The sequence below is a fragment of the Alteromonas halophila genome, from assembly GCF_014651815.1.
GTDB classification, from domain to species: domain Bacteria; phylum Pseudomonadota; class Gammaproteobacteria; order Enterobacterales; family Alteromonadaceae; genus Alteromonas; species Alteromonas halophila.
The window spans coordinates 54,579-78,980 of the sequence record NZ_BMXP01000010.1 but is presented as its reverse complement, the minus strand read 5'-3'; the positions used below and the strand labels follow the sequence as shown (position 1 = coordinate 78,980).

Below are 24,402 nucleotides of genomic sequence, written 5' to 3'. Positions count from 1 at the left end.
AGCGTCGTTTCTGTTGACAAGTGAGTGTTTACTTTTTCTTTAGCTTTTTTCTGCTCTTGGCTGAAAATTTAATGTTTGGCAGAGCCTCATTTGCTTCGCTTTTCCCGCCTTATATCAGCCACTTCCTTATACTACTGTATATAAAAACAGCTTAAAGCCAGTAACGACGCGGGCTAGCGGCGGTTTTTTGCTTGACAGTGGGGATCATTGCTACCTAAACTGTCAAACAGTGGGTAAAAGTGGCAAATTGTGGATCGAGAGTTCATCGTTTTGCAGATCAGCACTCAACAAACAAGAAAAGCAAATAATAAAAGGCTAGGGGAATGTTCCGCGGCGCTAACGCAATCAATCTGGACACAAAAGGGAGACTGGCGATACCTACGCGGTATCGGGAGTCCCTCCAGGATGATTGTAACGGACAGCTGGTCTGCACCGTCGATACACAACAAAGCTGTTTGCTGCTTTACCCACTTCCCGAATGGGAAGAAATTGAACTCAAATTAAGTAAATTTTCCAGCATGGTGCCGGCCGAACGCCGGATGCAGCGGTTACTGCTTGGTTATGCCACCGAAGGCGAAATGGACAAAAGCGGCCGTATCCTTATTCCCACACCACTCAGACAACACGCCAAACTCAGTAAAGAAGTGATGCTGGTCGGTCAGCTTAACAAATTTGAGATCTGGGATGCAGAAATTTGGGCTAGCCAGATTGAAATGGATATGGAAACCGAGCGTGATGGCAACTTTGAACTGACCGAACGACTGCAGGACTTCTCGTTATGACCGCCGCTGATTTCAAACATACATCGGTACTACTGTCTGAGTCCGTTGATGGACTGGCGATAGAGCCTGACGGGCTGTATGTAGACGCGACCTTTGGTCGGGGCGGACACAGTCGCGCGATCCTGAGTCAGCTGGGTGACGATGGCCGGCTGATTGCCTTTGATCGTGATCCACAAGCCATTACAGCGGCTGAGGCGCTGAGCAGTGACAGCCGCTTTTGTATTATTCATGAACCGTTTGCCGAGATGGCCAATACGCTTGCCGAACGCGGCCTGAGTGGTCAGGTTGACGGTGTATTGATGGACCTTGGCGTGTCCTCCCCACAGCTTGACGATGCGGATCGTGGTTTTAGTTTTTTACGGGACGGTCCACTCGATATGCGCATGGACACCAGCCGCGGTCAAAGTGCAGCAGAATGGCTGGCCAGTGCAGAAGAGCAGGATATTGCACAGGTGATCAAAGAGTTTGGTGAAGAGAAATTCGGTAAACGCATTGCGCATGCCATCGTTAATACCCGCGATGAGACACCCATCACCCGCACTGCACAACTGGCAGCACTCATTGATGAAGCGGTGCCGGTCAAAGATAAATATAAACACCCCGCTACGCGCGCATTTCAGGGGATTAGAATTTATATCAACGCCGAGCTTGAGCAACTTCGTGAAGGATTAAAGGCGGCCGTGAGTGTGCTTAAACCCGGTGGCAGACTGGCTGTGATTTCTTTTCACTCGCTGGAAGACAGACTGGTAAAACGGTTTATGCGTGAACAAAGCCGGGGCAAGGTGGTACCACACAACCTGCCGGTTACCCAGGCAGAAATCGACGCAGACAAAGTACTGCGAACACTGGGTAAAGCGATAAAACCTTCGCCAGAAGAAATAACACAGAATGTCAGGGCACGCAGTTCAGTGCTAAGGGTGGCGGAAAAGCTATGACCTCGACCAGCCACAAACACAGCACGACAAACTTCAGTCTGCTTCTCATTCTGGTCTCAGATCTGACCCGCAACAAGCTGCGGGTTTTGTTGTATTTGATGGTCATGCTAAGTGCGATGGCGGTGATTTTGAGTACACATCACAATCGCCAGCAGGTGATTGCACTGGAAGATCTGATGGAAGAGAAAGATCAGCTGGATGTCGAGTGGCGCAATCTGGTCCTTGAACAACGCGCACTGACCGAGCACAACCGCATAGAAAGTATGGTTGAGAAGCAGCTGAAAATGCACCGGCCGAGAGCGGATGAAGAAGTGGTGGTGCGATTAAAATGACACGAACAACGAACAAAGCCCGTACCCGCCGTGGCGCCAAACAAAATGTGACACCCAGACTGGTTCAGTGGCGGTTTGTAACCGTGCTGTTGCTGGTTGTGACGGTGTTTGTGGTACTGGCGGCGCGTGCTGCCTTTATACAGGTGATTGAGCCTGATGCGCTGATTGAACAGGGCGACAGTCGTACACTGAGAACCCGGAATATGCCAACTTATCGTGGTCTCATCACCGATCGTAATGGTGCCGAGCTGGCCGTCAGTGTACCGGTAAGGGCTATTTATGCCGATCCTAAAGTTATTCACGATAACCAGGCCTTTAACAAAGCCCGTCGCTGGCGGGCACTGGCAGATGTACTGGGGCAGGACGTGGACAGCCTGCGTGAGAAGGTCAGTAACCCCAAGCGCCGGTTTGTCTATCTGCAGCGGCAGGTATCGCCAGCCATGGCAAATTACGTTGATAAACTGGATATTCCCGGTATTTATCTGCGCAGGGAAAGTCGTCGGTATTATCCAACCGGCGAAGTGGCCGCGCAGTTAATTGGCTTTACCGATGTTGATGACAAGGGCATTGAAGGGCTTGAGCGGATGTACAATGACTGGCTGACCGGTACACCGGGCTCCCGTAAAATCCGCCGCGATGCAAAAGGCCGTCAGGTAGAAATTCTTGAAACCACAACGGGTGAAGAAGCCGATAACCTGACACTGTCGATTGATCAGCGAATTCAGGCGCTGGCCTACAAAGAAATTAAAGAGGCCATGCTGTACTACAAGGCCAGCTCTGCCTCCGCCATTGTCGTAGACGTACACAGTGGCGATGTGCTGGCCATGGTAAATGCGCCGTCGTTTAACCCCAATGATCGCGATGATGTGTCGGCACACCGCATGCGGAACCGGGTGATTACTGATTCATTCGAACCAGGCTCGTCAATAAAACCGCTTGCGGTACTCACAGCGCTTGAATTTGGTGATGTAAACGTCGGCGATGTTATCGATACTAACCCAGGCTGGATGCGTCTTGGCGGTAGCCTGGTGAAAGATTTCCGTAATTACGGTGAACTGACGCTTGAGGAAATTATTCAGCATTCCAGCAACATGGGCACATCCAAGCTTGCTCTGTCGGTGCCAAAACCATTCCTGCTGGACACCTACTACAACATGGGCCTGATGTCGGATACGGGCTCAAATATGCCTGGTGAGAGCAGCGGTATCTTTCACGAGCGAAGCCGCTGGTCAGAGTTTGAACTGGCTACGCTGTCGTTCGGCTATGGCATCTCGGTAACTACCGCCCAGCTCGCGCGTATGTACGCCACCATTGCTAACGGCGGAACCAAGCGACCACTTAATATTATTAAAGAGCCTAAGCCCAAGACCTGGCAAGGCGGTGAAGAGCGGGTTATCAGCAAGGCCAATGCACGCGCCGTCATGCACATGATGGAAAGCGTGACGCAAAAAGGCGGAACAGCGGTTAAGGCAGCCATTCCCGGGTACCGTGTGGCGGGCAAAACCGGTACCAGCCGTAAAGCGGTAGCAGGCGGTTATGGCGAAGAATATGTGAACATATTTGCCGGTATTGCACCGGTATCCGATCCACAACTGGTCACGGTTGTGCTTATCAATGAGCCTGGTGGCGATCTGTATCATGCCGGTGATACGGCGGCGCCGGTATTTTCATCTATCATGGGCGGCGCCCTGCAACTGATGAATATTGCCCCGGATGATCGCCAGGTAACCTCAACCCGCTTTCTGAAAGGAGGTCAAGGTGGTAGTTAGTGCGTTTGTGCAAAGTACGCGCGCGCTGTTGGCCAAGTTCGGTGTCGACGCGCCGGACATTCGTATCCATGGACTAACGCTGGATAGCCGGGAAGTGAACACTAAACTGGGTTTTCTGGCGATTAAAGGTCATGAACGCGACGGGCGCGACTTTATACCGCAGGCTATCAGTCTGGGGGCTCGGGTTATTCTGTCGCAGACAGACAATCAGCGTGACCATGGTGCGCTGGAAATGCGTGGCAATAGCGTGATCATTTCTCTGTATGATTTGCCGGCAATGCTGTCCTCACTGGCCGCCGCCTTTTACGATTATCCGGCGCAGAAAATGAAGACCGTGGCGGTCACCGGGACCAACGGAAAAACCTCGGTTGTACAACTGATTACGCAGCTAAAACATCACCTTGGCAGCCGCAGTGCGGCGATCGGTACTTTAGGTAGCGGCATCTATGATGACACCGACATGCAATGGACACCCACGCCCGCGGCTGTAACCACGCCAGATGCCATTAGAATGCAGTACATCCTCGCCGAATTTGAGCAACAGGATGTCGTACATACCGCCTTTGAGGCCAGTTCTCATGCGCTGGTGCAACGGCGCCTGGCCCAGGTGCAGACCGATGTGGCGGTATTTACCAATTTGTCCCGTGATCACCTTGATTACCACGGCTCCATGGAAGAATACGCACTGGCTAAACGTCTTTTGCTGCAACAGCCAGGACTTTATGCCGTGGTATTAAACGCAGACGATTCGGAAAGTCAGAATTGGGCTGCGCATACTCCCGATAATGTTAGCTGCGTGTGGACTGGTATTCGCTCTGGTAATGACGACAGTGCTGCCCCGGATAAGCCTGATGATCGCCACTGTTTCGCCACAAATGCCGATTACCATCAGGATGGGTGTCGCTTTACATTGCACTCGTCGTGGGGTGAGGGCAGTGTCAGCCTGCCGCTTCTGGGTGAATTTAATATACGCAATGTCCTTAACGCCATTGCCACACTGCTTGCCGAAGGCGAGCGTTTTACCGATGTGGTTAGCGCGGTAGAAGCATTAAAACCCGTCGCCGGGCGAATGGAAGTGTTTCACTTTGATCGTCACGCCAATATTGTTGTGGATTATGCACATACTCCTGACGCGCTGACAAAGGCGCTGGAGGCGGCACGCAAACACACGCCAGGTAAAATCTGGTGCATATTTGGCTGTGGCGGTGACCGCGACAAAGGCAAGCGCCCACTAATGGGCAGCGCGGCTGAGCAGAGCGCTGATCACATTGTGATTACTACCGATAACAGCCGTTCTGAAGCGCCAGAGGCGATCGCCAGCGACATTATGGCAGGCCTGGCGTCGCCACAGAACGCTCATTCAGAAGCGGATCGCGAAAAAGCAATTCGTTACTGTCTGGATAATGCCAGTGCAGAGGATTTGGTACTGGTGGCCGGTAAAGGGCATGAAAACTATCAGATAATCGGCACCACAACCACAGATTACAACGAGCGGGCGGTAGTCGCACGCTTACAACGGGAGTACAGCTAATGATAACAACCACGCTGTCTTGGGTCGCCAGTCAGGTGGACGGGCAACTGCAGGGTGAGGATCGCCAAATCGACGCGATCAGCACAGATACCCGTACAATTGCGCCAGGCGCTGTGTACCTGGCCTTAAGTGGCGCGAACTTCAACGGGCACCGTTTTGTCAGACAGGCTGAGGAATCCGGTGCCAGCGCCATTATTGCCAGTGAGAAGGTGCGCACCTCGCTGCCGGTCATTATGGTGGAAGACACCAAACAGGCGTTAGGTGCACTGGGCGCCGCGGTAAAACGCGAAGTTGCCCCCAAAACTATTGCCATTACTGGCAGCAGTGGCAAGACCACAGTCAAGGAAATGTGCGCCGCAATCCTTGCTCGCCGGGGCAACGTGCTGGCAACTGCCGGCAATTTTAACAACGACATTGGTGTGCCGCTTACGTTACTGCGTCTGGAGCCTCAGCATGACTTCGCGGTTATGGAGCTGGGCGCGAACCACTTAGGAGAAATTGCTTATACCACCGATTTGGTGAAACCGGATGTGGCCACCATTGTGAATGCAGCAGCGTCGCATCTGGAAGGTTTCGGCAGTCTGCTGGGTGTCGCACGGGCGAAAAGTGAAATTTTTAAAGGGCTGGGTGAAACCGGCACGGCTATTGTCAATGCTGATAGTCAGTTCGCTGAGTTCTGGCAGGGCAAACTGCGACATAAGCCGGTACTGACCTTCTCGCCTGATCAACAGCATGACGCCGATTTCAGCGCCGAAGATATTTCCATTGGTCTGGATGGCTGTGCGTCATTTAATCTGGTCTGTCCCCAAGGCGATGTGGGTGTCCATCTTGCCATTCCCGGTGCACACAATGTGGGCAATGCGCTGGTGGCCGCAGCATTAACCATGCAGGTAGGTGCTACGCTGCAGGATGTCTGCAATGGTCTGATGGATATGCAGCAGGTAGCCGGACGCCTGAACGTGAAAAAACTGACTTCTCAGGTCACGCTGCTGGATGATACCTACAATGCCAATGTGGCATCCGTCAATGCAGCGATTGATACCCTTGCCAGTTTCTCCGGAGTAAAACTGCTGGTGTTGGGCGACATGAAAGAACTGGGCGAAAAGTCGCGTTACTACCATGAACAGGTAGGCAGTTACGCCCGTGAGAAGGGCATTGATATGCTGTTTACGCTGGGCGTGCTAAGCCAGTCTGCCAGCTCGGTGTACGGTGAGCAGGGTGAACATTTCAGTGACATCGATAGTCTGATAGAAGCGCTGAAAGGCAGATTACTGTCTGAGCAGCGCGATATTTCAATTCTGGTTAAAGGATCACGCAGCTCCCGTATGGAGCGCGTGGTAGAGGCAATAGAGGCCTCTGAGCTGGGAAAGCTTGAACGCCGTCGGGAGCGCATTGCATGTTAATGTGGCTGGCTGACTTTCTGACCCAGTTCGATTCCGGGTTCAATGTCTTCTCGTATCTGACATTGCGGGCGATTTTAAGCACCCTGACGGCACTGATTATCGCAATTGTTATTGGGCCTAAAATGATACGCTGGCTGCAGAATCTGCAGATCGGGCAGACCGTGCGTGATGACGGGCCGCAAAGTCATCTTTCAAAAGCCGGTACACCCACTATGGGCGGGCTGCTTATCCTGGCTGCCGTTGTGGTCAGCATTCTGTTATGGGCTGATCTGTCAAATCGCTATGTGTGGGTAACGCTGAGCATCATCGTAGGCTATGGCATCATCGGTTTTGTCGACGACTACCGCAAAGTGATCCGTAAAGATCCCAAAGGCCTGATTGCCCGCTGGAAGTATTTCTGGCAGTCCGCTATCGCGCTGGTAGTGGCGATTTACTTGTACTCTGCTTCGTCGCAGGGCGCCGAGACCGCCTTGCTGGTGCCCTTTTTCAAGGAAGTGATGCCGCAACTTGGTCTGATGTTTGTGGTGATCACCTACTTCGCAGTGGTCGGCACCAGTAATGCGGTAAACCTGACCGATGGGCTGGATGGCCTGGCGATTGTGCCGACGATTTTAGTTGCCGGCGCCTTTGCTATTTTTGCCTATGTCACCGGTAATGCTAACTTTGCCGAGTACCTGAATATTCCGCATATACCACTGACCAGTGAACTGGTGATTGTTTGCACTGCGCTGGTTGGCGCAGGCCTTGGATTTCTATGGTTTAACACCTACCCGGCGCAGGTTTTCATGGGCGATGTGGGCTCACTGGCGCTGGGCGGTACGCTGGGTATTCTGGCGGTACTGGTGCGTCAGGAAATCGTGCTAATCATTATGGGCGGGGTGTTTGTAATGGAAACCCTGTCCGTTATTTTACAGGTTGGTTCATTTAAGTTGCGCGGCCAGCGTATTTTTCGCATGGCACCCATACACCATCATTACGAATTAAAAGGCTGGCCGGAGCCGCGCGTCATCGTGCGTTTCTGGATTATTTCTATCATCCTGGTCTTAGTTGGCCTGGCAACATTGAAGTTACGGTAATGGATAAAGCATTAAGCACACAGCGGGCAGTTGTCGCCGGTCTTGGAATGACCGGTCAGGCCTGTGTGCGCTTTTTGCAAGGCCGCTGTGCTGATTTGAAAGCCTGGGACAGCCGCGAACACCTGACGGTGCATGCGTCAGTCAGCGTGCCCGTTACACTGGGCACGCCGGCGACAGAGTACTTCAATAACGTGGATGTACTGATCTTAAGCCCGGGCATAGACCCGCAACATCCCGTCGTAGAGATGGCCCGCAGTGCGGGCGTGACCATTATGGGTGATGTCGAACTGTTTGCGCATTTCAATACAGTGCCTGCCATTGGCATTACAGGCTCAAACGGCAAAACCACCGTTACCTTGCTGACGACCCATATTCTCTCATCTGCGGGACAACGCGTGGTAGCCGCTGGCAACGTCGGCCGTGCAGTACTCGATACGCTGGAATTGCCGCTTGATGCCATTGTACTTGAGTTGTCCAGCTTCCAGCTGGAAAGCACCTCTTCTCTGCGCCTGCAGGCAGGCTGCCTGCTTAATTTAAGTGACGATCACCTTGACCGTCACCGCACCATGGAGGCGTATCTGGCGGCTAAACAGCGTTTGTTTATGCACTGTCATCAGGCTGCTGTGTGGCGGGGGCAAGACGCAACCCGTCCGAGCCGTCAGGTTGATACCGTGATTGAATACGGGCTTGACGCAGCCGCGCAGGGCTTTGGTGTCAGTGGCGACTGGATCACCTGCAACGGTGAGAATGTGCTGGATATTCGCCGTATCCCACTGGCAGGCTCCCACAATGTGCTGAACATACAGGCCGCCATGGCGCTGGCCTTGTCGCTGGGCGTCAGTCCGGCTCAGGCGGCGGAGGCTGTATACCGGTTTGAACCGGCCCCTCATCGCTGTGTGGATATTGCCACTATTAACGGTGTTCGCTATATCGATGACTCCAAAGCCACCAATGCCGGAGCAACGCTGGCCGCAATTGAAGGGCTGGCATCCTCAATCCAGGGCAGGTTGTTTCTGATTGCCGGCGGGGATGCTAAAGGGGCGGATCTTAGTGTTCTCAGGCAGGCCATTACCGACCATGTCGAACAGGTTTATGCCATTGGAAAAGACGCGCCGCAGTTTACAGACATGACACCACAGGCCCAGCGGGCAGACAGTCTGGAGCACGCGGTCAGGCAGGCGGCTGCAGAAGCCAAACCCGGGGATATCATCTTATTATCACCAGCCTGTGCCAGTCTGGATATGTTCAGCAATTATATTCATCGGGCCGAAGTGTTCAGAGACGCGGTACACGCACTGGAGGTGGCATGCTAAATTCAGCCAGCCTCAGTGATATGTTTGCGCTAAGACATGGTGACAGTTCGCCTCGTGATTACTACGACAAGGGACTGATTGTTATTGCTTTGGCGTTGATGAGTATTGGTCTGATCATCGTTACTTCGGCGTCCATGCCGGAGGCGCAGCGGATTTACGACAATCCATTCCACTTTGCTATTCGTCACGGTATTTACCTGATTGCCGCCTGTATTGCTGCCATGGTGGTTATGCAACTACCAATGAATTTCTGGCGGCTGACCAACCCGTATCTGCTACTTGCAGCCATCGGCTTGCTGTTGACGGTACTACTGATTGGTCGCACGGTTAATGGCAGTACCCGGTGGCTGGTATTTGGGCCTATTACGGTGCAGGCTGCAGAGCCGGCAAAGCTGTTTTTCTTTGCGTATCTTGCCGGCTATCTGGTACGCAGATATGAAGAAGTGACTGAAAACCTGAAAGGTTTTATAAAGCCACTGGCAGTATTTTTTATTCTCGCCATGCTGCTGTTGTTGCAGCCTGATTTGGGCACAGTGGTGGTGATGTTTGCGACTACACTGGGGCTGCTGTTTTTAGCCGGGGCTCGGCTCTGGCAGTTTTTTGCGCTGGTATTTGCGGGCCTGCTGGCGGTGGTTGCACTGATTATTTTTGAAGAGTACCGGCTTAAACGGGTCACGTCTTTTCTCGACCCCTGGGCCGACCCGTTTGGCACCGGTTATCAGTTAACCCAGTCTCTGATGGCCTATGGACGGGGTAACTGGTTTGGTCAGGGTCTGGGAAACAGCCTTCAAAAGCTGGAGTTTCTGCCAGAGGCGCACACCGATTTTGTCATGGCCATCCTGGCCGAAGAGCTGGGGTTTGCCGGTGTGATCGTGGTGCTGGCACTGATTCTGACGATGGTCGTTAAGGCGCTGCGTATTGGTAATCAGGCGCTGCTAAAGGACCGGCCCTTCGATGGCTATATGGCTTACAGTATTGGGATCTGGTTTTCGTTTCAGACGGCAGTCAATATCGGTGCCAGTGCCGGTATTCTGCCAACCAAGGGCCTGACACTACCGCTGGTCAGCTACGGGGGGTCCAGCCTGATCATTATGGCCATTGCGGTGGCGATATTGCTGCGCATTGACTTTGAGCTTCGGGTAGATGGCATGCAGGCCATGAAGCGAAGCAAGAAGCCGCGTCTGGAAAACACCAAAAAGGCCGCCGAAAAGGATGAAGAGACAGCGAAGCGCGATGTCTCTGAATTGATACATTCTGTATCGCGGGAGGCCGGTCATGACTAAACGTTGTCTGATAATGGCAGGTGGAACCGGTGGCCATGTGTTCCCGGGGCTGGCCGTTGCCGATGCATTATCGGCCAAAGGCTGGGATATTCAGTGGCTGGGCACACGCGAGCGTATGGAGGCCACGCAGGTGCCTAAAGCCGGTTATGCTATTCACTTTATTCCCGTCTCAGGGCTGCGCGGTAAAGGTCTGGGCGGTAAACTACACAGCGCATTTGCGATGTTACGCAGCATTGGCAAGGCACGTGCATTGATTAAGCGTCTTAAGCCTGATGTCGTGCTTGGTATGGGTGGATACGCCAGTGGTCCTGGCGGCATTGCCGCGAAATTATGCGGTGTGCCCCTGGTGATTCACGAACAAAATGCCACTGCCGGGATGACGAACCGTCTGCTGGGCAGACTGGCGCAACGTGTGATGCTGGGGTTTGCCGATGCGGCGCCGCAGTTTACCCTGCACCCGGATCACATCATGGCGGTGGGCAATCCGGTGCGTCGGGAGGTGCTGGCGATAAAGCCAAAAGACACCATTGAGAAGCCTCTTAATATGCTGGTTGTCGGTGGCAGTCTGGGCGCCAGGCCGCTCAATCTTATTGTGCCGGAAATCTGCAAAGGTCTGGATGATCTGCACATCTGGCATCAGTGTGGCAAAGATAATAAAGCCGACGTTGAGGCGGCATACAGTGGCGGCTCAGTCCCTGTGACCGTTGACGAGTTTATCGACAACATGGCTGATGCCTATGCCTGGGCAGACTTTGTGGTATGCCGGGCGGGTGCGCTGACCGTGGCCGAGGTATCCGCGGCGGGCAGGGCAGCCATATTTGTGCCTTTACCGCATGCCGTGGACGACCATCAGACCAGTAACGCATTGTCGTTAGTGAATAAAAAAGCGGCGCTATTGATTGCGCAGTCAACGCTGGCCGATAACCTCGGCCAGGCTGTCAGACAATGGATCCAGGATCCTTATGCCTGTCTGAAAATGGGCGAGCTCGCCAAACAGGCAGCGCGGCAGGATGCAACAGAACAAGTAGTAACCCAGTGCGAAGCGCTGGCAGGAGTAGGGGCCTAATGGTATTACGAACCCCATTTGAAAGTCCGCAGATGCGGAAAGTAAAACGTATATTTTTTGTCGGCATTGGCGGTGCCGGTATGGGTGGTATCGCTGAGGTACTGCTGAATGAAGGGTATGAAATCGCCGGTTCAGATATACAACAGGGTGCCATGACAGATCGTCTCACCGCCCTGGGTGCAGATATCAAAATTGGTCACCGCGCCCAAAACGTAGCCAGTGCCGATGTGGTGGTGGTCTCCAGTGCCATTGACGAACACAATCCTGAAATCATTACGGCCCGTCAGTCGCGTATTCCCATTATTCGCCGGGCAGAAATGCTGGCCGAACTGATGCGCTTTCGCCATGGCATTGCCGTGTCAGGTACGCATGGCAAAACCACGACAACCAGCCTGATTGCCACGATTTTTGCGCAGGCAGAGTATGACCCTACCTTTGTTATCGGTGGCTTGCTGAACAGTGCAGGCACCAATGCCCGGCTGGGTAAGAGTCGTTATCTGATTGCCGAAGCCGATGAGAGTGATGCGTCATTTTTGCATTTACAGCCCATGGTGGCAGTGGTCACTAATATTGAAGCTGATCACATGGATACCTATGGCGGCGATTTCTCTAAAGTAAAAGACACCTTTGTGGACTTCCTGCGCAACCTGCCGTTTTACGGGCAGGCGATTATGTGCGGTGATGATGCCAACGTGCAGGAAATACGGCCCCATATCGGGCGTAGCGTGCTGACTTATGGTTTTGGCGCGGATAACGACGTGCGCGCAGAAAATGTGTCGCTATCGTTTGGTCAGGCGCGTTTCACGGTGTTGCGGGCGAATCACGAGCCACTGGCTATTACCCTGAACCTGACGGGTGAGCACAATGTGCTCAATGCCCTTGCGGCAATTGCCGTGGCGACCGATGAGGGGATCGAGGATAAGGCGATAACTGACGCGCTGGCCAGCTTTGGCGGCATCGGCCGGCGCTTTGAACTACTTGGCGACTTTGATACGTCAAAAGGCCAGATATCGCTGGTGGATGATTATGGACATCACCCCACGGAAGTGGCGGCGACCGTCAATGCGGCGCGGGCCAACTGGCCGGATAAACGCATTGTGATGGTTTATCAGCCGCACCGCTACAGTCGCACCCGTGATCTGTACGAAAACTTTGTGGAGGTGCTCTCGAAGGTAGACGTACTGTTGCTGCTGGATGTGTATGCTGCCAGTGAAAAGCCAATTGAAGGCGTTGACAGTAAAGCGCTGTGCCGCTCTATTCGCCAGCGTGGCCAGGTAGAGCCTGTGTACGTGGGCGGCGCCGCTCAGTTGCCTGCCATTTTAGGTAATATGCTGGAAGATGGCGACATCGTCATGACACAGGGGGCAGGCAATATCGGACAGGTCGCCAAAACACTGGCCGCGGCCGGTATGGAGCCAACGGTCCTGATGCAGCAGGAGTCCGGCACATGAAGCAGTACACTGCAGCCGAGTATGGCAAAGTTGCCGTGATGTTTGGTGGCGCGTCTGCGGAGCGGGAAGTCTCGTTGCGTTCTGGCCAGACTGTACTTGATGCTTTATTGCGCCAGGGCGTGGATGCGTACAAGTTCGATCCCGCTGAAGCGAATATTGTTGAGTTGCTGCATAATCAAACCGACCGGGTGATCATTATGCTGCATGGGCGTGGTGGTGAAGATGGCGTGATGCAGGGAGCACTGCAACAGCTTGGTATTCCCTTCACTGGCACCGGTGTGCTGGGCTCTGCACTGGCCATGGACAAGATCCGCAGCAAGCAAATCTGGCAAAGTCTGGGACTGCCTACTGCGAAATACCGAATTGCTGAAAAAAGTGGCTTTGAAGCTGGATCATGCAGCGCTATAATGCATGAATTGGGGAATGAGGTCATGGTAAAACCGGCGCGGGAAGGTTCCAGCATCGGCATGGCCAGAGTGACAAGCGCTAAACAACTCGAGACTGCCGTACAGGACGCCTTTAATTATGATAACCAGGTCCTGCTCGAGCAGTACATCAGCGGACCTGAACTGACAGTGTCGGTGCTGCAGGGTCGTGCCTTGCCGTCTATACGGATGTCCACCCCCCACACATTTTATGATTATTCGGCCAAGTATCAGGACAATACCACCGAGTACTTTTGTCCCAGTGGCTTAAGTGATGAAGAGGAAGCGGCGCTGGCTGACTTGTCGACACGCGCGTTCGCCGCGGTCGCTGGCTACGGCTGGGGCCGTGTTGATGTGATGCAGGATGCAACAGGACAGTTTTATTTACTTGAGGCCAATACCGTGCCGGGTATGACCGAGAAAAGTCTGGTACCAAAAGCAGCCAGTGCGGCGGGTATAACGCTCGAAGCGCTGGCTATGGCGATCCTGGCGACCAGTATGACTGACATGAGAGACGGGCAGTAATTATGGCTGTCAGCGCATCCAGACTTAACCTGTGGGGCGGTATTGCCTTTCTGGTGCTGGTGTTGGCAGCGCTGATAGTCGGTGGCGTACAAGTACGAGACTGGCTGGCAGACGAACAACGTATGCCGGTGCAGGTGGTGGATTTTTCCGGTGACTTTTCCCATGTCAAAGTGGGCCAGCTGGAACGCTTAATCAGACAATCACAGCCGGGCAGTTTTTTTGCCCTGGATGTGAATGAAGTATACCACCTGGTTGAGGCGCAGCCCTGGGTATACCGGGCCTCGGTGCGTAAACAGTGGCCGAATACGCTGAAAATTTATCTGGTTGAGCAACAGCCAGTGGCGCAGTGGAATGAGGATTTACTGCTCAATCCCTACGGCGACACCTTTGACGCCAGCGCTGAGGGGCTGTCTCTGCCGCGGCTGTTTGGGCCGGGGGGGAGCGAGAAAACAGCGCTTGAGGGGTATAACGCCATGCACTCGCTGCTGGCAACCGTGGGAATGCCCATTGCGGAGTTATCCTTAAGCGAGCGGTTTGCCTGGCAGTTGCAGTTACAAAACGGGATCGAGCTGAACCTCGGTCGCAAAGAATTTATTGACCGTCTGCAGCGGTTTATTGATGTTTATCCGCTGCTGACCAAAGAAACGAAGGCAGTGAAGTATGTCGACCTTCGATACGATACGGGACTGGCTGTTGGCTGGAAAAACGGCGACAGCGACGAAATTAAAGAAGAGAGTTGATACCAGCATGTCGAAACCTGCGGAACGCAACCTGATAGTCGGCCTGGACATAGGAACCAGCCAGGTAAAGGCTGTTGTCGGTGAGTTGCTTGACGATGATCAAATCAGCATCGTCGGCGTGGGCACCCATGCCGCGAAAGGCATGGACAAAGGTGGCGTGAACGATTTGAACCTGGTGGTCAAATCTGTGCAGCGGGCCGTGAATGAAATGGAGCTCATGGCAGATTGCCGGGTGTCATCGGTGTTTATGTCGATCTCAGGCCGTCACGTTAAGTGCCAGAATGAAAATGGCATGGTGCCCATTAACAATCAGGAAGTCACCCAGGAAGACGTTGATAACGTTATTCATGCGGCCCGCAGTGTACCTATTGCCGCCGAGCGACGTCTGCTGCACGTGTTGCCGCAGGAATTTACAATTGATGTCCAGGAAGGCATTAAAAACCCGGTTGGTATGTCAGGTGTGCGTATGGAAGCAGACGCGCACATTATTACCTGCGCCGATGATATGGCCAAAAATCTGGTTAAGTGCGTAGAGCGCTGTGAGCTGAATGCCGACCAGATTATTTTTTCCGCACTGGCATCAAGCTATGCCGTGCTGACCGACGATGAGCGTGAGTTAGGCGTTTGTGTCGTCGACATTGGTGGGGGCACGATTGATATCGTGATTTACACCGATGGGGCGATTCGTCACACTGCGGTGATCCCGGTGGCCGGGAATCAGATAACCAGTGATATCGCTAAAATTTTCCGTACACCAATTAGTAACGCGGAAGAGATAAAAGTGAATTATGCGTGCGCACTCAAAGACATGGTTAGCATGGAAGAGAGCATTGAAGTACCCAGTGTGGGTGGTCGTCCAGCGCGGGTGATGTCACGCCATACACTGGCCGAGGTGATTGAGCCTCGGTATCAGGAATTATTTGAACTGGTCCATGACGAAATTCGTGCCAGTGGATTTGAAGAGCAAATCGCTGCCGGCCTTGTGCTAACCGGCGGTACCGCCAAGATGGAAGGGGCGGTGGAATTTGCAGAAGAACTGTTTCAGATGCCCGTCAGAGTGGGCAATCCCATCAGCGTAAAAGGGTTATCTGAATACGTAGATGATGCCGGGTTTGCTACGGCCGTTGGGCTGTTGCACTACGGCAAAATGCAGTCAGAGAATAATAAAATCAGTAAGCAGCGCACAGGCGAGAGTTTGTTTGAGCGTGTGCAAAGCTGGTTTAAAGGTGAATTTTAAATTTTTGGGGGCGCTAGAGTCAGGCATAAGAGCTAACAGCGGAATGTTAAGCGAGCAGTTTATGACCAGGCTTAGTGTTGAAGACGTACAACCGGAGAGTAAGTATGTTTGAATTAATGGATAGTCACGGCGAAGAAGCCGTAATAAAAGTCATCGGCGTCGGTGGCGGCGGTGGAAATGCGGTTGAGCACATGGTGTCTCAGAGCATTGAAGGCGTAGAATTCATTGCAGTCAATACCGATGCACAGGTACTGCGCAGTTCCAGCGCGAATGTCACATTGCAGATTGGCTCCAGCGTGACTAAAGGGCTGGGAGCAGGTGCTGATCCCAATATTGGCCGCGAGGCCGCGCAGGAAGACCGCGAAACCATTCGTCAGTCGCTCGACGGCGCAGATATGGTGTTCATCACTGCGGGCATGGGCGGTGGTACCGGAACCGGTGCTGCGCCAGAGGTAGCCAAAATCGCCCGCGAAATGGGGATCCTAACCGTGGCAGTGGTCACCAAGCCTTTCCCGTTCGAGGGGAAAAAGCGCACCACGTTCGCAGACCAGGGCATTCTTGAGCTGGCCAACAACGTTGACTCGCTAATTACTATCCCGAATGAAAAACTGCTTAAAGTCATGGGGCCGGGCACACCGCTTCTGCAGGCTTTCAGTGCAGCGAACGATGTACTGCGTGGCGCGGTACAGGGTATTGCTGAGCTTATCACTCGTCCGGGTCTGATTAACGTCGACTTTGCTGACGTCCGTACGGTGATGTCAGAAATGGGTAAAGCCATGATGGGCAGCGGTGCGGCATCAGGCCCCGATCGTGCAGAGGAAGCGGCAGAATCAGCGATTGCCAGCCCGCTGCTGGAAGACATCGACCTGTCAGGTGCACGCGGCATTCTGGTGAATATCACGGCAGGCCCGGACTTTGCTATCGATGAATTCGAGACCGTTGGTAACGCTGTTAAGGCCTTTGCGTCTGAAAACGCGACTGTGGTGGTGGGTACCGTTATTGATATGGAAATGACCGACGAAATCCGTGTCACTGTGGTTGCTACCGGAATAGGTGCCGAGCGCAAGCCAGATATTTCTCTGGTCAGCAATGAAGGCTCCAGACTGTCAGCGACGGCGCGTGAATACGGACAAAGCAGTGGTGGTGAAAACCGCAGCAGCAGCGTGGGATCGACGGACGGTAACCAGGCGCTTAAAGCTGACGAAGAAGCTCAGCCTGATGACCTGGAATATCTGGATATTCCGGCTTTTCTCAGAAAGCAGGCAGACTAACGCGTAGCGAGGAGGCCGCTGACTGACAAAAAATTGAATTTTATTGCTGTAATGTTGTCTCAGTCTTCACCAGGATAGTTGTAAGTACTTGTTGGTTAAAGAAAGTCTGGGTAATAGGCGGTATATGACATTTTTTTGACATGTTAGTGGTAACTCACTATAATTCGCGACCGCTTTTGGAATAGGTAGAAAGCACAGGACATGATAAAGCAACGTACCATAAAAAATCCGGTCCAGGAGACTGGTATCGGTTTACATAAAGGGGAGAAGGTCACAATGACTCTCCGGCCAGCGCCTGCCAATACGGGTATCGTATTTAGGCGTGTTGACCTGACTCCGCATGTAGACATTCCCGCGCGTGCCAACGCGGTGGGTAGTACGATGTTGTGTACCTGTCTGAATAACGAAGATGGCGTGAGTATCAATACCGTTGAACATTTGGCCTCTGCGCTGGCAGGGCTGGGTATTGATAACATTATTGTTGACGTAGACAGCAATGAACTGCCGATTATGGACGGCAGTGCCAGTCCGTTTGTGTTTCTGTTGCAGTCAGCGGGTATTGAAGAACTCAATGCGCCAAAACGTTTTATCCGTATCAAAAAGCCGGTGCGTGTAGAAGAAGATGACAAGTGGGCGGAGCTGCACCCCCATGATGGCTTCCGGGTCGATTTTAAAATTGACTTTGACCACCCTGTTATCAGTCAGACCCGTCAGCATATGGTGATGGATTTTGACAGCAGCTCATACATTGATGAAGTGAGCCGTGCACGTACCTTTGGTTTTATGCGCGATTTGGAGTACATGAACGCAAAGAACCTGGCGCTGGGTGGCAGTATGGAAAATGCTGTGGCGCTGGATGAGTTCAGAGTGCTTAACCCGGAAGGGCTTCGTTACGACGATGAGTTTCTTAAGCATAAGATCCTGGACGCCGTGGGTGATTTGTACCTTGGTGGTCACAGCATCATTGGCGAGCTTCGCGCGTTTAAAACCGGACACGGGCTGAACAACAAGCTGCTTAATGCCATGCTGGCACAACAGGACTGCTGGGAATTCGTGACCTACGATAACGTCGAGTCTGCGCCTATCCGCTATGCACAACCAGTGCTGGCGTAAGCGACACATTCATTGAGAAAAGCCGCCTGTTGGGCGGCTTTTTTGTGTGTAGCTGCTAACCGCAGAAAGACTTCTATGTGCCAGAACCAGGCAATCACTCTTTTCTAAATCGGCGTGACGCCAAAGCAACTATACCAAGTGATAAGATGGCAAAAGTTGAAGGTGCATTCACACTCACATTACTCGCTCTCACCCAACTTGCAGGAGTGATGCTAATACAACAGCCATTGTTTGCAAAACTCGCGTTCCATGTGTTTTGGGAAACAAAAATCGCAGGCCAGTCGGACACTCCGTTACAGTCTTTTGCGCACAATGAAGCGCTGGAAACCTCAAAAGAGCTGTCAACAATAAATGAGCTATAGGCAGGATTAAAACTATCTCCCGCACCAGAGCTATTTGAGAGTACCAAATTTCCGTCGGTCCAGTTAAACATCCAGTTGACGATATTTGCGCCGATATCGGTATTGCTTTGCAAATTGCTTGAATCAATTTGCACCCACCCTGTCATTGTCCATCCATTAGTGGAGGGGTCACCCGTGACATCCCACTGAATTAAACCCGCATTTGCGTTTACGCTTATGAAAATTAAAGTCGCCACCAAAATTTTAACTGTTTTCATGTTTTTCCTTCCATTAATATTTATGTCGTTAAATAGCGCTCCGCACTATAAAAATCCTTAAAGCACAAATTGAGCCGGTTATCTTTTTTATATATTTATCTTATTGATTAAATTAAAAATAGTTAAATTTAGAAAAACGTTTAAAAGTCAAAGTGTAAAAAAATCAGACGCTATAGTTTTTCACCATAAATAAATTCAACCAGAAAATTTCTCACTCTCGCAAAACACCGATCTGGATAGTTTACAAACAGCTAGCTTACAAGAATTCTAAAAAGTAGTGCATGATGCTTGATCTATATTTAACTCACATCTTGTAGTGAAGCTCTGAAAACGACGTGGTGAACCAGTTGACCGGATGCTCAGATACCGGTTGCGGTATCCATGAGTGTGAATGGGCAGATATACGTAATCAGCGCGACTTTTGCAGCGGGTTCACTCGCTTCGTTTGTTAAGTGCGAAGTAAACTGCTGAAAATTGTTGAAAATTTGTGCGACATGCACGCTTCGCAAGCTTCATACCGCTTTTAGACGAGGGATCGGGGAAAACACCGGCTCAGCGTTTGTTCCCGACACAAAAGGCGGTTACACTGTGAGCCGAATTTTTTTGAGTTGTATTATGAGACTGACCATAACCTTTGCGGGCAAAAAGAAACGCTATCAACGCAGTATCAGTGTGCGAACACTGGTAAGCGTGACGGTGTTGTCCTCGTTGTTTATGCTGGTCTCAAGCCGGTCTACCGACTCGGTGTCTGAAGATCTGGCCAGAATCAAACTGGCACAGTCACAAACCAGCAGTGACCAGCAGGACATTGCTGAGTTGCGAGACCAAACGACTGCACAACTTAGTGCCGTTGTTGCCAGGCTTGCGGCGCTCTCAGCGCAAATGCAGAAGCTTGACAGACAAGGGCAGAATATAGCGAAAGAATTAGGGATGAAAGCGGCCGACCTGGACGCTTTTTCCCCTGAAATGTTGACTGACAACCAGCAACAAAACCCGATACTCGACAACATCGAGACCATGCAACGTAATCTGGATAGTAAGGCGAAACAGCTGGCAACGCTTGAAACGCTTGTCAGGGGTCACCATATCCAACAGCAGAGTCAGTTATCGGGCCGCCCAATAGCATCGGGGTGGTTGTCTTCTTATTACGGAATGCGTGCCGATCCTTTCTCGGGAGAACCAGCCATGCATGAAGGGCTGGATTTTGCGGGAGAACAAGGCAGTGATGTTGTAGCAACGGCAGCAGGCATAGTGACCTGGGCCGGTGATCGCTACGGCTACGGACAGCTAATAGAGATTGATCATGGTGATGGCTACACCACACGTTATGGCCATAATCAATCTCTGTCAGTTTCGGTGGGCGACGTCGTGACCCAGGGGCAGGTTATTGCTCAGATGGGAAGCTCGGGGCGCTCTACCGGTGCTCATGTTCACTACGAAGTAATAAGAAACGGACAACATGTCGATCCTCTGCCTTTTGTTGCAGGCAAGTAGCAAAAGGTAGCAGCCAGGTAAGTGATGCCAGAATGGCATTGCGCAATATCGTGTTGGGTAGTGTCCAGTGATATGCTGGCGCTGACAGTTTATTAATGTGGCAGTACGTTACACGTGCTGTCCCTACAAGTAGTGGAATAATCAAGCCAATGTTTGCAAGTGTCCTGAGAAAAGTATTCGGTAGCAGAAATGACCGCCTGATAAAACAATTACAAAAACGTGTTGATGCCATCAATGCCCTGGAAACTGAATATGAAGGGCTGTCAGACGAGGCACTAAAAGCAAAAACCACAGAGTTCCGTGAACGTCTGGAAAAAGGCGAAACGCTGGATAACCTTCTCGTTGAAGCCTTCGCAGTTGTGCGTGAAGCCAGTAAGCGGGTGTACGAGATGCGCCACTTTGACGTGCAAATGCTCGGTGGTCAGGTACTGCACCAGGGTAAGATTTCTGAGATGCGCACTGGTGAAGGTAAAACGCTGACAGCCACACTGCCTACCTATTTAAATGCGCTTACCGGTAAGGGCGTTCACGTGATCACCGTGAATGACTATCTGGCCCAGCGTGATGCCGACTGGAGCCGTGACCTGTTTAACTATCTGGGCATGACCGTTGGCTGCAACATTCCGGGCATGAACCCTGAACAAAAGCGTGAAGCCTATCAGTCTGACGTTACCTATGGTACTAACAACGAGTTTGGCTTTGATTACCTGCGCGACAACATGGCGTTCAGCCCGCAGGATCGCGTGCAGCGACCTCTGCATTTCGCAGTGGTGGATGAAGTCGACTCTATCCTGATTGACGAAGCCCGTACACCATTGATTATCTCTGGTCAGGCGGAAGACAGCTCGGAACTGTACCGTCAGATTAACACGGTCATTCCTGAGCTGGTTGAGCAGGAAAAAGAAGATGAAGAAGGCCAGGAAGGCGATGGTGATTACACCGTCGACTTAAAAGCTAAACAGGTTCACCTGACCGAGCGGGGTCAGTTGCATGTTGAGGAAGTCCTGCAGCGCGAGGGTATTTTGCCGGAAGGTGAGTCACTGTTCGCGGCCGGGAACATTTCGTTGCTGCATCATATCAATGCGGCGCTGCGTGCACACAAGCTGTTCACCAAAGATGTTGATTACATTGTCAAAGATGATCAAATCGTTATCGTTGATGAGCACACGGGGCGTACGATGGAAGGGCGTCGCTGGTCAGAAGGTCTGCACCAGGCGGTAGAAGCCAAAGAAAACGTGAAGATCCAGAACGAGAACCAGACGCTGGCATCCATTACCTTCCAGAATTACTTCCGGTTGTATGACAAACTGTCCGGTATGACCGGTACAGCCGACACCGAGGCCTTCGAGTTCCAGCATATCTACAGCCTGGAAACCGTGGTTATTCCTACTAATAAACCGATGATTCGTAAAGATAAACCAGATTTGATTTATCTTACCGCCGAAGAAAAGTATGAAGCGATCGTTGAGGATATCCGCGACTGCGTGAAGCGTGGCCAGCCATCACTGGTGGGTACCATTTCCATTGAAAACTCAGAACTACTGTCGCGTATCCTGAAAAAAGAAAAGATCCCTCACAAAGTCCTTAACGCGAAATTCCACGCCCAGGAGGCCGACATTGTCGCGCAGGCCGGACAGCCCGGTGCGGTGACCATTGCCACCAATATGGCGGGTCGGGGAACGGATATCGTGCTGGGCGGCAACTGGCATGTCGAAATTGAAAAGCTTGAAAATCCGTCTGACGAAAAGATTGAAAAGATAAAAGCTGACTGGAAGAAGCGCCACGACGCCGTACTGGAAGCGGGTGGTCTGCACATTATTGGTACTGAACGCCACGAGTCTCGTCGTATTGATAATCAGCTGCGGGGTCGTTCAGGCCGTCAGGGCGATCCAGGCTCAAGCCGTTTCTACCTGTCGCTGGATGATGCGCTGATGCGTATCTTCGCCTCTGAAAAAATGGGCAATATGATGAAGCGCCTGGGCATGGAGCGTGGTGAAGCCATTGAGCATCCCTGGGTAACCCGCGCTATTGAAAATGCCCAGCGTAAGGTAGAAGGCCGTAACTTTGATATTCGTAAGCAACTGCTTGAGTACGATGATGTGGCCAACGACCAGCGTAAAGTCATTTATGAGCAGCGCAATGAGTTGCTCGATGAAGGCAACATCAGTGAAACCATTCAGGCCATTCGCGAAGACGTAGTGAGTGGGGTTGTCGACGAGTATATTCCGCCACAGTCGCTGGAAGAAATGTGGGATGTCAGCGGGCTGCACGATCGCTTAAAAGCGGATTTTGCGGTTGATCTGGATATTCAGGCATGGCTGGACGAAGACAGTAAGCTATATGAAGAAAAGCTGCGTGAACGTATCCTTAACGAAATTGTTGCCGCTTATCAGGAAAAAGAGAAGATCGTTGGCGAAGACGTGCTGCGTCAGTTCGAAAAAGCCGTCATGCTGCAAAACCTCGACAGTCACTGGAAAGAGCATCTGGCTGCTATGGATCATCTGCGTCAGGGGATCCATCTGCGTGGCTATGCGCAAAAGAACCCTAAGCAGGAATACAAGCGTGAGTCTTTTGAACTGTTCTCAGAGATGCTTGAAGCACTGAAGCTGGAAGTCATCACCATTCTGGCCCGGGTCAAAGTACGCGCCGAGGAAGATGTTGAAAAGGTTGAAGAGCAGCGTCGTCAGGCCGACGATGTGCCTAAAAACTATCAGCATGAAAGTGCCTCAGAAGCGCCAGGTGCCGCGAAGGCCAAGCCGCAAACCGAAGTACGCGATGGGCCTAAAGTCGGACGCAACGATCCCTGTCCCTGTGGTTCAGGCAAAAAATACAAGCAGTGTCACGGTAAATTAAGATAATGAAAACCGTTCACGTAGCCGTAGGTGTCATTCTTCGCGACGGGCAGACCTTTGTTTGCCTGCGTGGCGAGCACCAGCATCAGGGGGGTAAGTGGGAGTTCCCCGGCGGCAAAGTCGATGAGGGCGAAACGGTTGCCGAGGCGCTGTCACGTGAACTGGCTGAAGAAGTCGGGATCACCGTGACAGGCAGCGAACCGTTGACGGTTATCCGGCATGCATACCCTGATAAGCAAGTAGTACTGGATGTCCATAAGGTTACCGCTTTTGATGGCGAGCCGCATGGTAAAGAGGGGCAGCAAAGTCGCTGGCAGACCATGGATGCGCTCAAGCCGGACGACTTTCCCGCGGCCAACCGTGAGATTATTGCAGCCCTGCAGCAATAGCTTAGTGAATAAAGCGGGCCCAGCCTGATTATAAAGCGCTGTCCGCTGTTGCCTCATCACCTTTTTTCACGCTGATAAATTCATTCAGCCAGACCGTATCCAGCGCGTCCTGCGCGATAAAAGCATCTAAAAACCGGTATAATTCCTCCGAAAGGTACGGCTGTGCAGTGGTCAGGAAGGTCGCTGCAGAGGCGGGACGCCCATTGAGTACACGGGTGTTGAAGCGCTGCCACAGCTCAAACAGTGAGACACCGTTGCCTGCTTTCATATCAAGAATGATTGCGTGAAACAGCGTAAGTCCGCAGCTGTAGTGCAATGTCGGTTTCTTTCTGACCGCTTTTGAGTACGTTTTTTTGTCTGAGACGCGTTGTGCACATTGTTGCTGCGCCTTATTCAGGCGTTTATCAAGATATGAGGCGTCAGACGCCAGCCCCGCCATCATGTCAGCCGCGCCTTCGTGGATCCAGGCATGACTGGGATCGTTGATAAGGCTTGCCTGACCCTGATATAGGTGCGCTACCTCGTGAGCAAAAAACCAGTAGGTTGCCTGACTGTCGAAGGGATGAATGGACTTGTAGCCATACCAGTGCATAAATACCTGGCCCGGCAGCGTGCCGCCCTGATTGCCATAGCGGCCGGTTTTGTCTTTACTGTAAGACGCAAACAGAGAAGGCCGGTACTTAAGCCGTCCCAGCTTGTCGGCAAAAAATGTCATAAGTTGAGGTAGCTGGGTTTTAATGCTTTCGTGCAGCTGGTCGGGTAATGCGGGGTCGATAACACTTACGAAGAACCTGTC

20 protein-coding genes and 1 pseudogene are annotated in these 24,402 nt (G+C 52.2%); 19 read left to right on the top strand and 2 right to left on the bottom strand.

The genetic code is table 11. The annotated features are described in order from the left end of the window. The first annotated feature begins 323 nt into the window (after positions 1-323). The 16 genes from mraZ to lpxC all read left to right on the top strand — a co-directional run bounded on the left by mraZ (position 324) and on the right by lpxC (position 18,252). A complete protein-coding gene (gene mraZ, locus IE054_RS15510) occupies positions 324-782 on the top strand; it encodes a division/cell wall cluster transcriptional repressor MraZ (protein ID WP_189408001.1) in 459 nt (152 codons plus the stop codon). Continuing rightward, the gene (rsmH, locus tag IE054_RS15505) at positions 779-1,717 is read left to right on the top strand and encodes a 16S rRNA (cytosine(1402)-N(4))-methyltransferase RsmH (RefSeq protein WP_189408000.1); all 939 of its coding nucleotides are present in this window, start codon (positions 779-781) and stop codon (positions 1,715-1,717) included. The genes mraZ and rsmH overlap by 4 nt, the downstream gene beginning before the upstream one ends. Further along, entirely contained in the window at positions 1,714-2,049 is a 336-nt protein-coding gene (gene ftsL, locus IE054_RS15500) for a cell division protein FtsL (protein WP_189407999.1), read from the top strand. Before rsmH ends, ftsL begins: the two co-directional genes overlap by 4 nt. Beyond that, positions 2,046-3,818, top strand: a complete 1,773-nt coding sequence (locus tag IE054_RS15495) for a penicillin-binding transpeptidase domain-containing protein (protein WP_189407997.1) — start codon at positions 2,046-2,048, stop codon at positions 3,816-3,818. The genes ftsL and IE054_RS15495 overlap by 4 nt, the downstream gene beginning before the upstream one ends. Then, positions 3,808-5,349: a UDP-N-acetylmuramoyl-L-alanyl-D-glutamate--2,6-diaminopimelate ligase gene (murE, locus tag IE054_RS15490; RefSeq protein WP_189407996.1), complete on the top strand. Its 1,542-nt coding sequence runs from the start codon at positions 3,808-3,810 to the stop codon at positions 5,347-5,349. The genes IE054_RS15495 and murE overlap by 11 nt, the downstream gene beginning before the upstream one ends. Then, positions 5,349-6,752: a UDP-N-acetylmuramoyl-tripeptide--D-alanyl-D-alanine ligase gene (locus IE054_RS15485; protein WP_189407995.1), complete on the top strand. Its 1,404-nt coding sequence runs from the start codon at positions 5,349-5,351 to the stop codon at positions 6,750-6,752. The genes murE and IE054_RS15485 overlap by 1 nt, the downstream gene beginning before the upstream one ends. Further along, entirely contained in the window at positions 6,746-7,828 is a 1,083-nt protein-coding gene (gene mraY, locus IE054_RS15480) for a phospho-N-acetylmuramoyl-pentapeptide-transferase (RefSeq protein ID WP_189407994.1), read from the top strand. Before IE054_RS15485 ends, mraY begins: the two co-directional genes overlap by 7 nt. Next, a complete protein-coding gene (gene murD, locus IE054_RS15475) occupies positions 7,828-9,141 on the top strand; it encodes a UDP-N-acetylmuramoyl-L-alanine--D-glutamate ligase (protein WP_189407993.1) in 1,314 nt (437 codons plus the stop codon). The genes mraY and murD overlap by 1 nt, the downstream gene beginning before the upstream one ends. After that, positions 9,135-10,424 (top strand): cell division protein FtsW, encoded by a 1,290-nt coding sequence (ftsW, locus tag IE054_RS15470; protein WP_189407992.1) that lies wholly within the window; start codon positions 9,135-9,137, stop codon positions 10,422-10,424. The genes murD and ftsW overlap by 7 nt, the downstream gene beginning before the upstream one ends. Next, positions 10,417-11,490 carry an undecaprenyldiphospho-muramoylpentapeptide beta-N-acetylglucosaminyltransferase gene (murG, locus tag IE054_RS15465; RefSeq protein WP_189407990.1) on the top strand — a complete coding sequence of 358 codons (1,074 nt, stop codon included), beginning with the start codon at positions 10,417-10,419 and terminating at the stop codon, positions 11,488-11,490. Before ftsW ends, murG begins: the two co-directional genes overlap by 8 nt. After that, entirely contained in the window at positions 11,490-12,941 is a 1,452-nt protein-coding gene (gene murC / locus IE054_RS15460) for a UDP-N-acetylmuramate--L-alanine ligase (protein ID WP_189407989.1), read from the top strand. Before murG ends, murC begins: the two co-directional genes overlap by 1 nt. Then, positions 12,938-13,891, top strand: coding sequence for a D-alanine--D-alanine ligase (locus IE054_RS15455; RefSeq protein WP_189407987.1), 954 nt, complete (start codon positions 12,938-12,940; stop codon positions 13,889-13,891). The genes murC and IE054_RS15455 overlap by 4 nt, the downstream gene beginning before the upstream one ends. Positions 13,892-13,893: 2 nt before the next feature. Further along, entirely contained in the window at positions 13,894-14,631 is a 738-nt protein-coding gene (locus tag IE054_RS15450; protein ID WP_189407986.1) for a cell division protein FtsQ/DivIB, read from the top strand. Between the two features lie 7 nt (positions 14,632-14,638). Then, entirely contained in the window at positions 14,639-15,868 is a 1,230-nt protein-coding gene (gene ftsA / locus IE054_RS15445; RefSeq protein WP_189407985.1) for a cell division protein FtsA, read from the top strand. 104 nt (positions 15,869-15,972) lie between these two features. Further along, positions 15,973-17,139 (top strand): cell division protein FtsZ, encoded by a 1,167-nt coding sequence (gene ftsZ, locus IE054_RS15440; RefSeq protein WP_189407983.1) that lies wholly within the window; start codon positions 15,973-15,975, stop codon positions 17,137-17,139. Positions 17,140-17,340: 201 nt separating this feature from the next. Further along, a complete protein-coding gene (gene lpxC, locus IE054_RS15435; RefSeq protein ID WP_189407982.1) occupies positions 17,341-18,252 on the top strand; it encodes a UDP-3-O-acyl-N-acetylglucosamine deacetylase in 912 nt (303 codons plus the stop codon). Positions 18,253-18,346: 94 nt separating this feature from the next. On the opposite strand, the gene IE054_RS15430 is transcribed toward lpxC, so the two are convergent. After that, positions 18,347-18,871, bottom strand: coding sequence for a hypothetical protein (locus IE054_RS15430; RefSeq protein WP_189407980.1), 525 nt, complete (start codon positions 18,869-18,871; stop codon positions 18,347-18,349). Between the two features lie 615 nt (positions 18,872-19,486). Between IE054_RS15430 and IE054_RS15425 the strand changes: the two genes are divergently transcribed. The 3 genes from IE054_RS15425 (at position 19,487) to mutT (ending at position 23,606) form a co-directional block, all read left to right on the top strand. Continuing rightward, on the top strand, positions 19,487-20,365 hold the full coding sequence (locus IE054_RS15425; RefSeq protein WP_189407979.1) for a M23 family metallopeptidase: 879 nt from the start codon (positions 19,487-19,489) through the stop codon (positions 20,363-20,365). Positions 20,366-20,514: 149 nt separating this feature from the next. After that, positions 20,515-23,223, top strand: coding sequence for a preprotein translocase subunit SecA (secA, locus tag IE054_RS15420; RefSeq protein WP_189407977.1), 2,709 nt, complete (start codon positions 20,515-20,517; stop codon positions 23,221-23,223). After that, complete coding sequence (gene mutT, locus IE054_RS15415) at positions 23,223-23,606, top strand: 8-oxo-dGTP diphosphatase MutT (RefSeq protein ID WP_189407976.1); 384 nt, start codon at positions 23,223-23,225, stop codon at positions 23,604-23,606. Before secA ends, mutT begins: the two co-directional genes overlap by 1 nt. A gap of 28 nt (positions 23,607-23,634) precedes the next feature. On the opposite strand, the pseudogene IE054_RS15410 reads toward mutT, so the two are convergent. Next, positions 23,635-24,402, bottom strand: a pseudogene (locus tag IE054_RS15410) (hypothetical protein); the annotation flags it as partial.

Excerpts from the sequence above, each read along its gene's own strand:
- mraZ (WP_189408001.1), top strand. The coding sequence starts at position 324 with ATGTTCCGCGGCGCTAACGCAATCAATCTGGACACAAAAGGGAGACTG.
- mraY (WP_189407994.1), top strand. The coding sequence starts at position 6,746 with ATGTTAATGTGGCTGGCTGACTTTCTGACCCAGTTCGATTCCGGGTTC.
- IE054_RS15495 (WP_189407997.1), top strand. The coding sequence starts at position 2,046 with ATGACACGAACAACGAACAAAGCCCGTACCCGCCGTGGCGCCAAACAA.
- lpxC (WP_189407982.1), top strand. The coding sequence starts at position 17,341 with ATGATAAAGCAACGTACCATAAAAAATCCGGTCCAGGAGACTGGTATC.
- murD (WP_189407993.1), top strand. The coding sequence starts at position 7,828 with ATGGATAAAGCATTAAGCACACAGCGGGCAGTTGTCGCCGGTCTTGGA.
- secA (WP_189407977.1), top strand. The coding sequence starts at position 20,515 with ATGTTTGCAAGTGTCCTGAGAAAAGTATTCGGTAGCAGAAATGACCGC.
- ftsW (WP_189407992.1), top strand. The coding sequence starts at position 9,135 with ATGCTAAATTCAGCCAGCCTCAGTGATATGTTTGCGCTAAGACATGGT.
- IE054_RS15425 (WP_189407979.1), top strand. The coding sequence starts at position 19,487 with ATGAGACTGACCATAACCTTTGCGGGCAAAAAGAAACGCTATCAACGC.
- ftsZ (WP_189407983.1), top strand. The coding sequence starts at position 15,973 with ATGTTTGAATTAATGGATAGTCACGGCGAAGAAGCCGTAATAAAAGTC.
- murC (WP_189407989.1), top strand. The coding sequence starts at position 11,490 with ATGGTATTACGAACCCCATTTGAAAGTCCGCAGATGCGGAAAGTAAAA.
- ftsA (WP_189407985.1), top strand. The coding sequence starts at position 14,639 with ATGTCGAAACCTGCGGAACGCAACCTGATAGTCGGCCTGGACATAGGA.
- IE054_RS15485 (WP_189407995.1), top strand. The coding sequence starts at position 5,349 with ATGATAACAACCACGCTGTCTTGGGTCGCCAGTCAGGTGGACGGGCAA.
- rsmH (WP_189408000.1), top strand. The coding sequence starts at position 779 with ATGACCGCCGCTGATTTCAAACATACATCGGTACTACTGTCTGAGTCC.
- murG (WP_189407990.1), top strand. The coding sequence starts at position 10,417 with ATGACTAAACGTTGTCTGATAATGGCAGGTGGAACCGGTGGCCATGTG.
- mutT (WP_189407976.1), top strand. The coding sequence starts at position 23,223 with ATGAAAACCGTTCACGTAGCCGTAGGTGTCATTCTTCGCGACGGGCAG.
- ftsL (WP_189407999.1), top strand. The coding sequence starts at position 1,714 with ATGACCTCGACCAGCCACAAACACAGCACGACAAACTTCAGTCTGCTT.
- IE054_RS15450 (WP_189407986.1), top strand. The coding sequence starts at position 13,894 with ATGGCTGTCAGCGCATCCAGACTTAACCTGTGGGGCGGTATTGCCTTT.
- IE054_RS15455 (WP_189407987.1), top strand. The coding sequence starts at position 12,938 with ATGAAGCAGTACACTGCAGCCGAGTATGGCAAAGTTGCCGTGATGTTT.
- IE054_RS15430 (WP_189407980.1), bottom strand. The coding sequence starts at position 18,871 with ATGAAAACAGTTAAAATTTTGGTGGCGACTTTAATTTTCATAAGCGTA.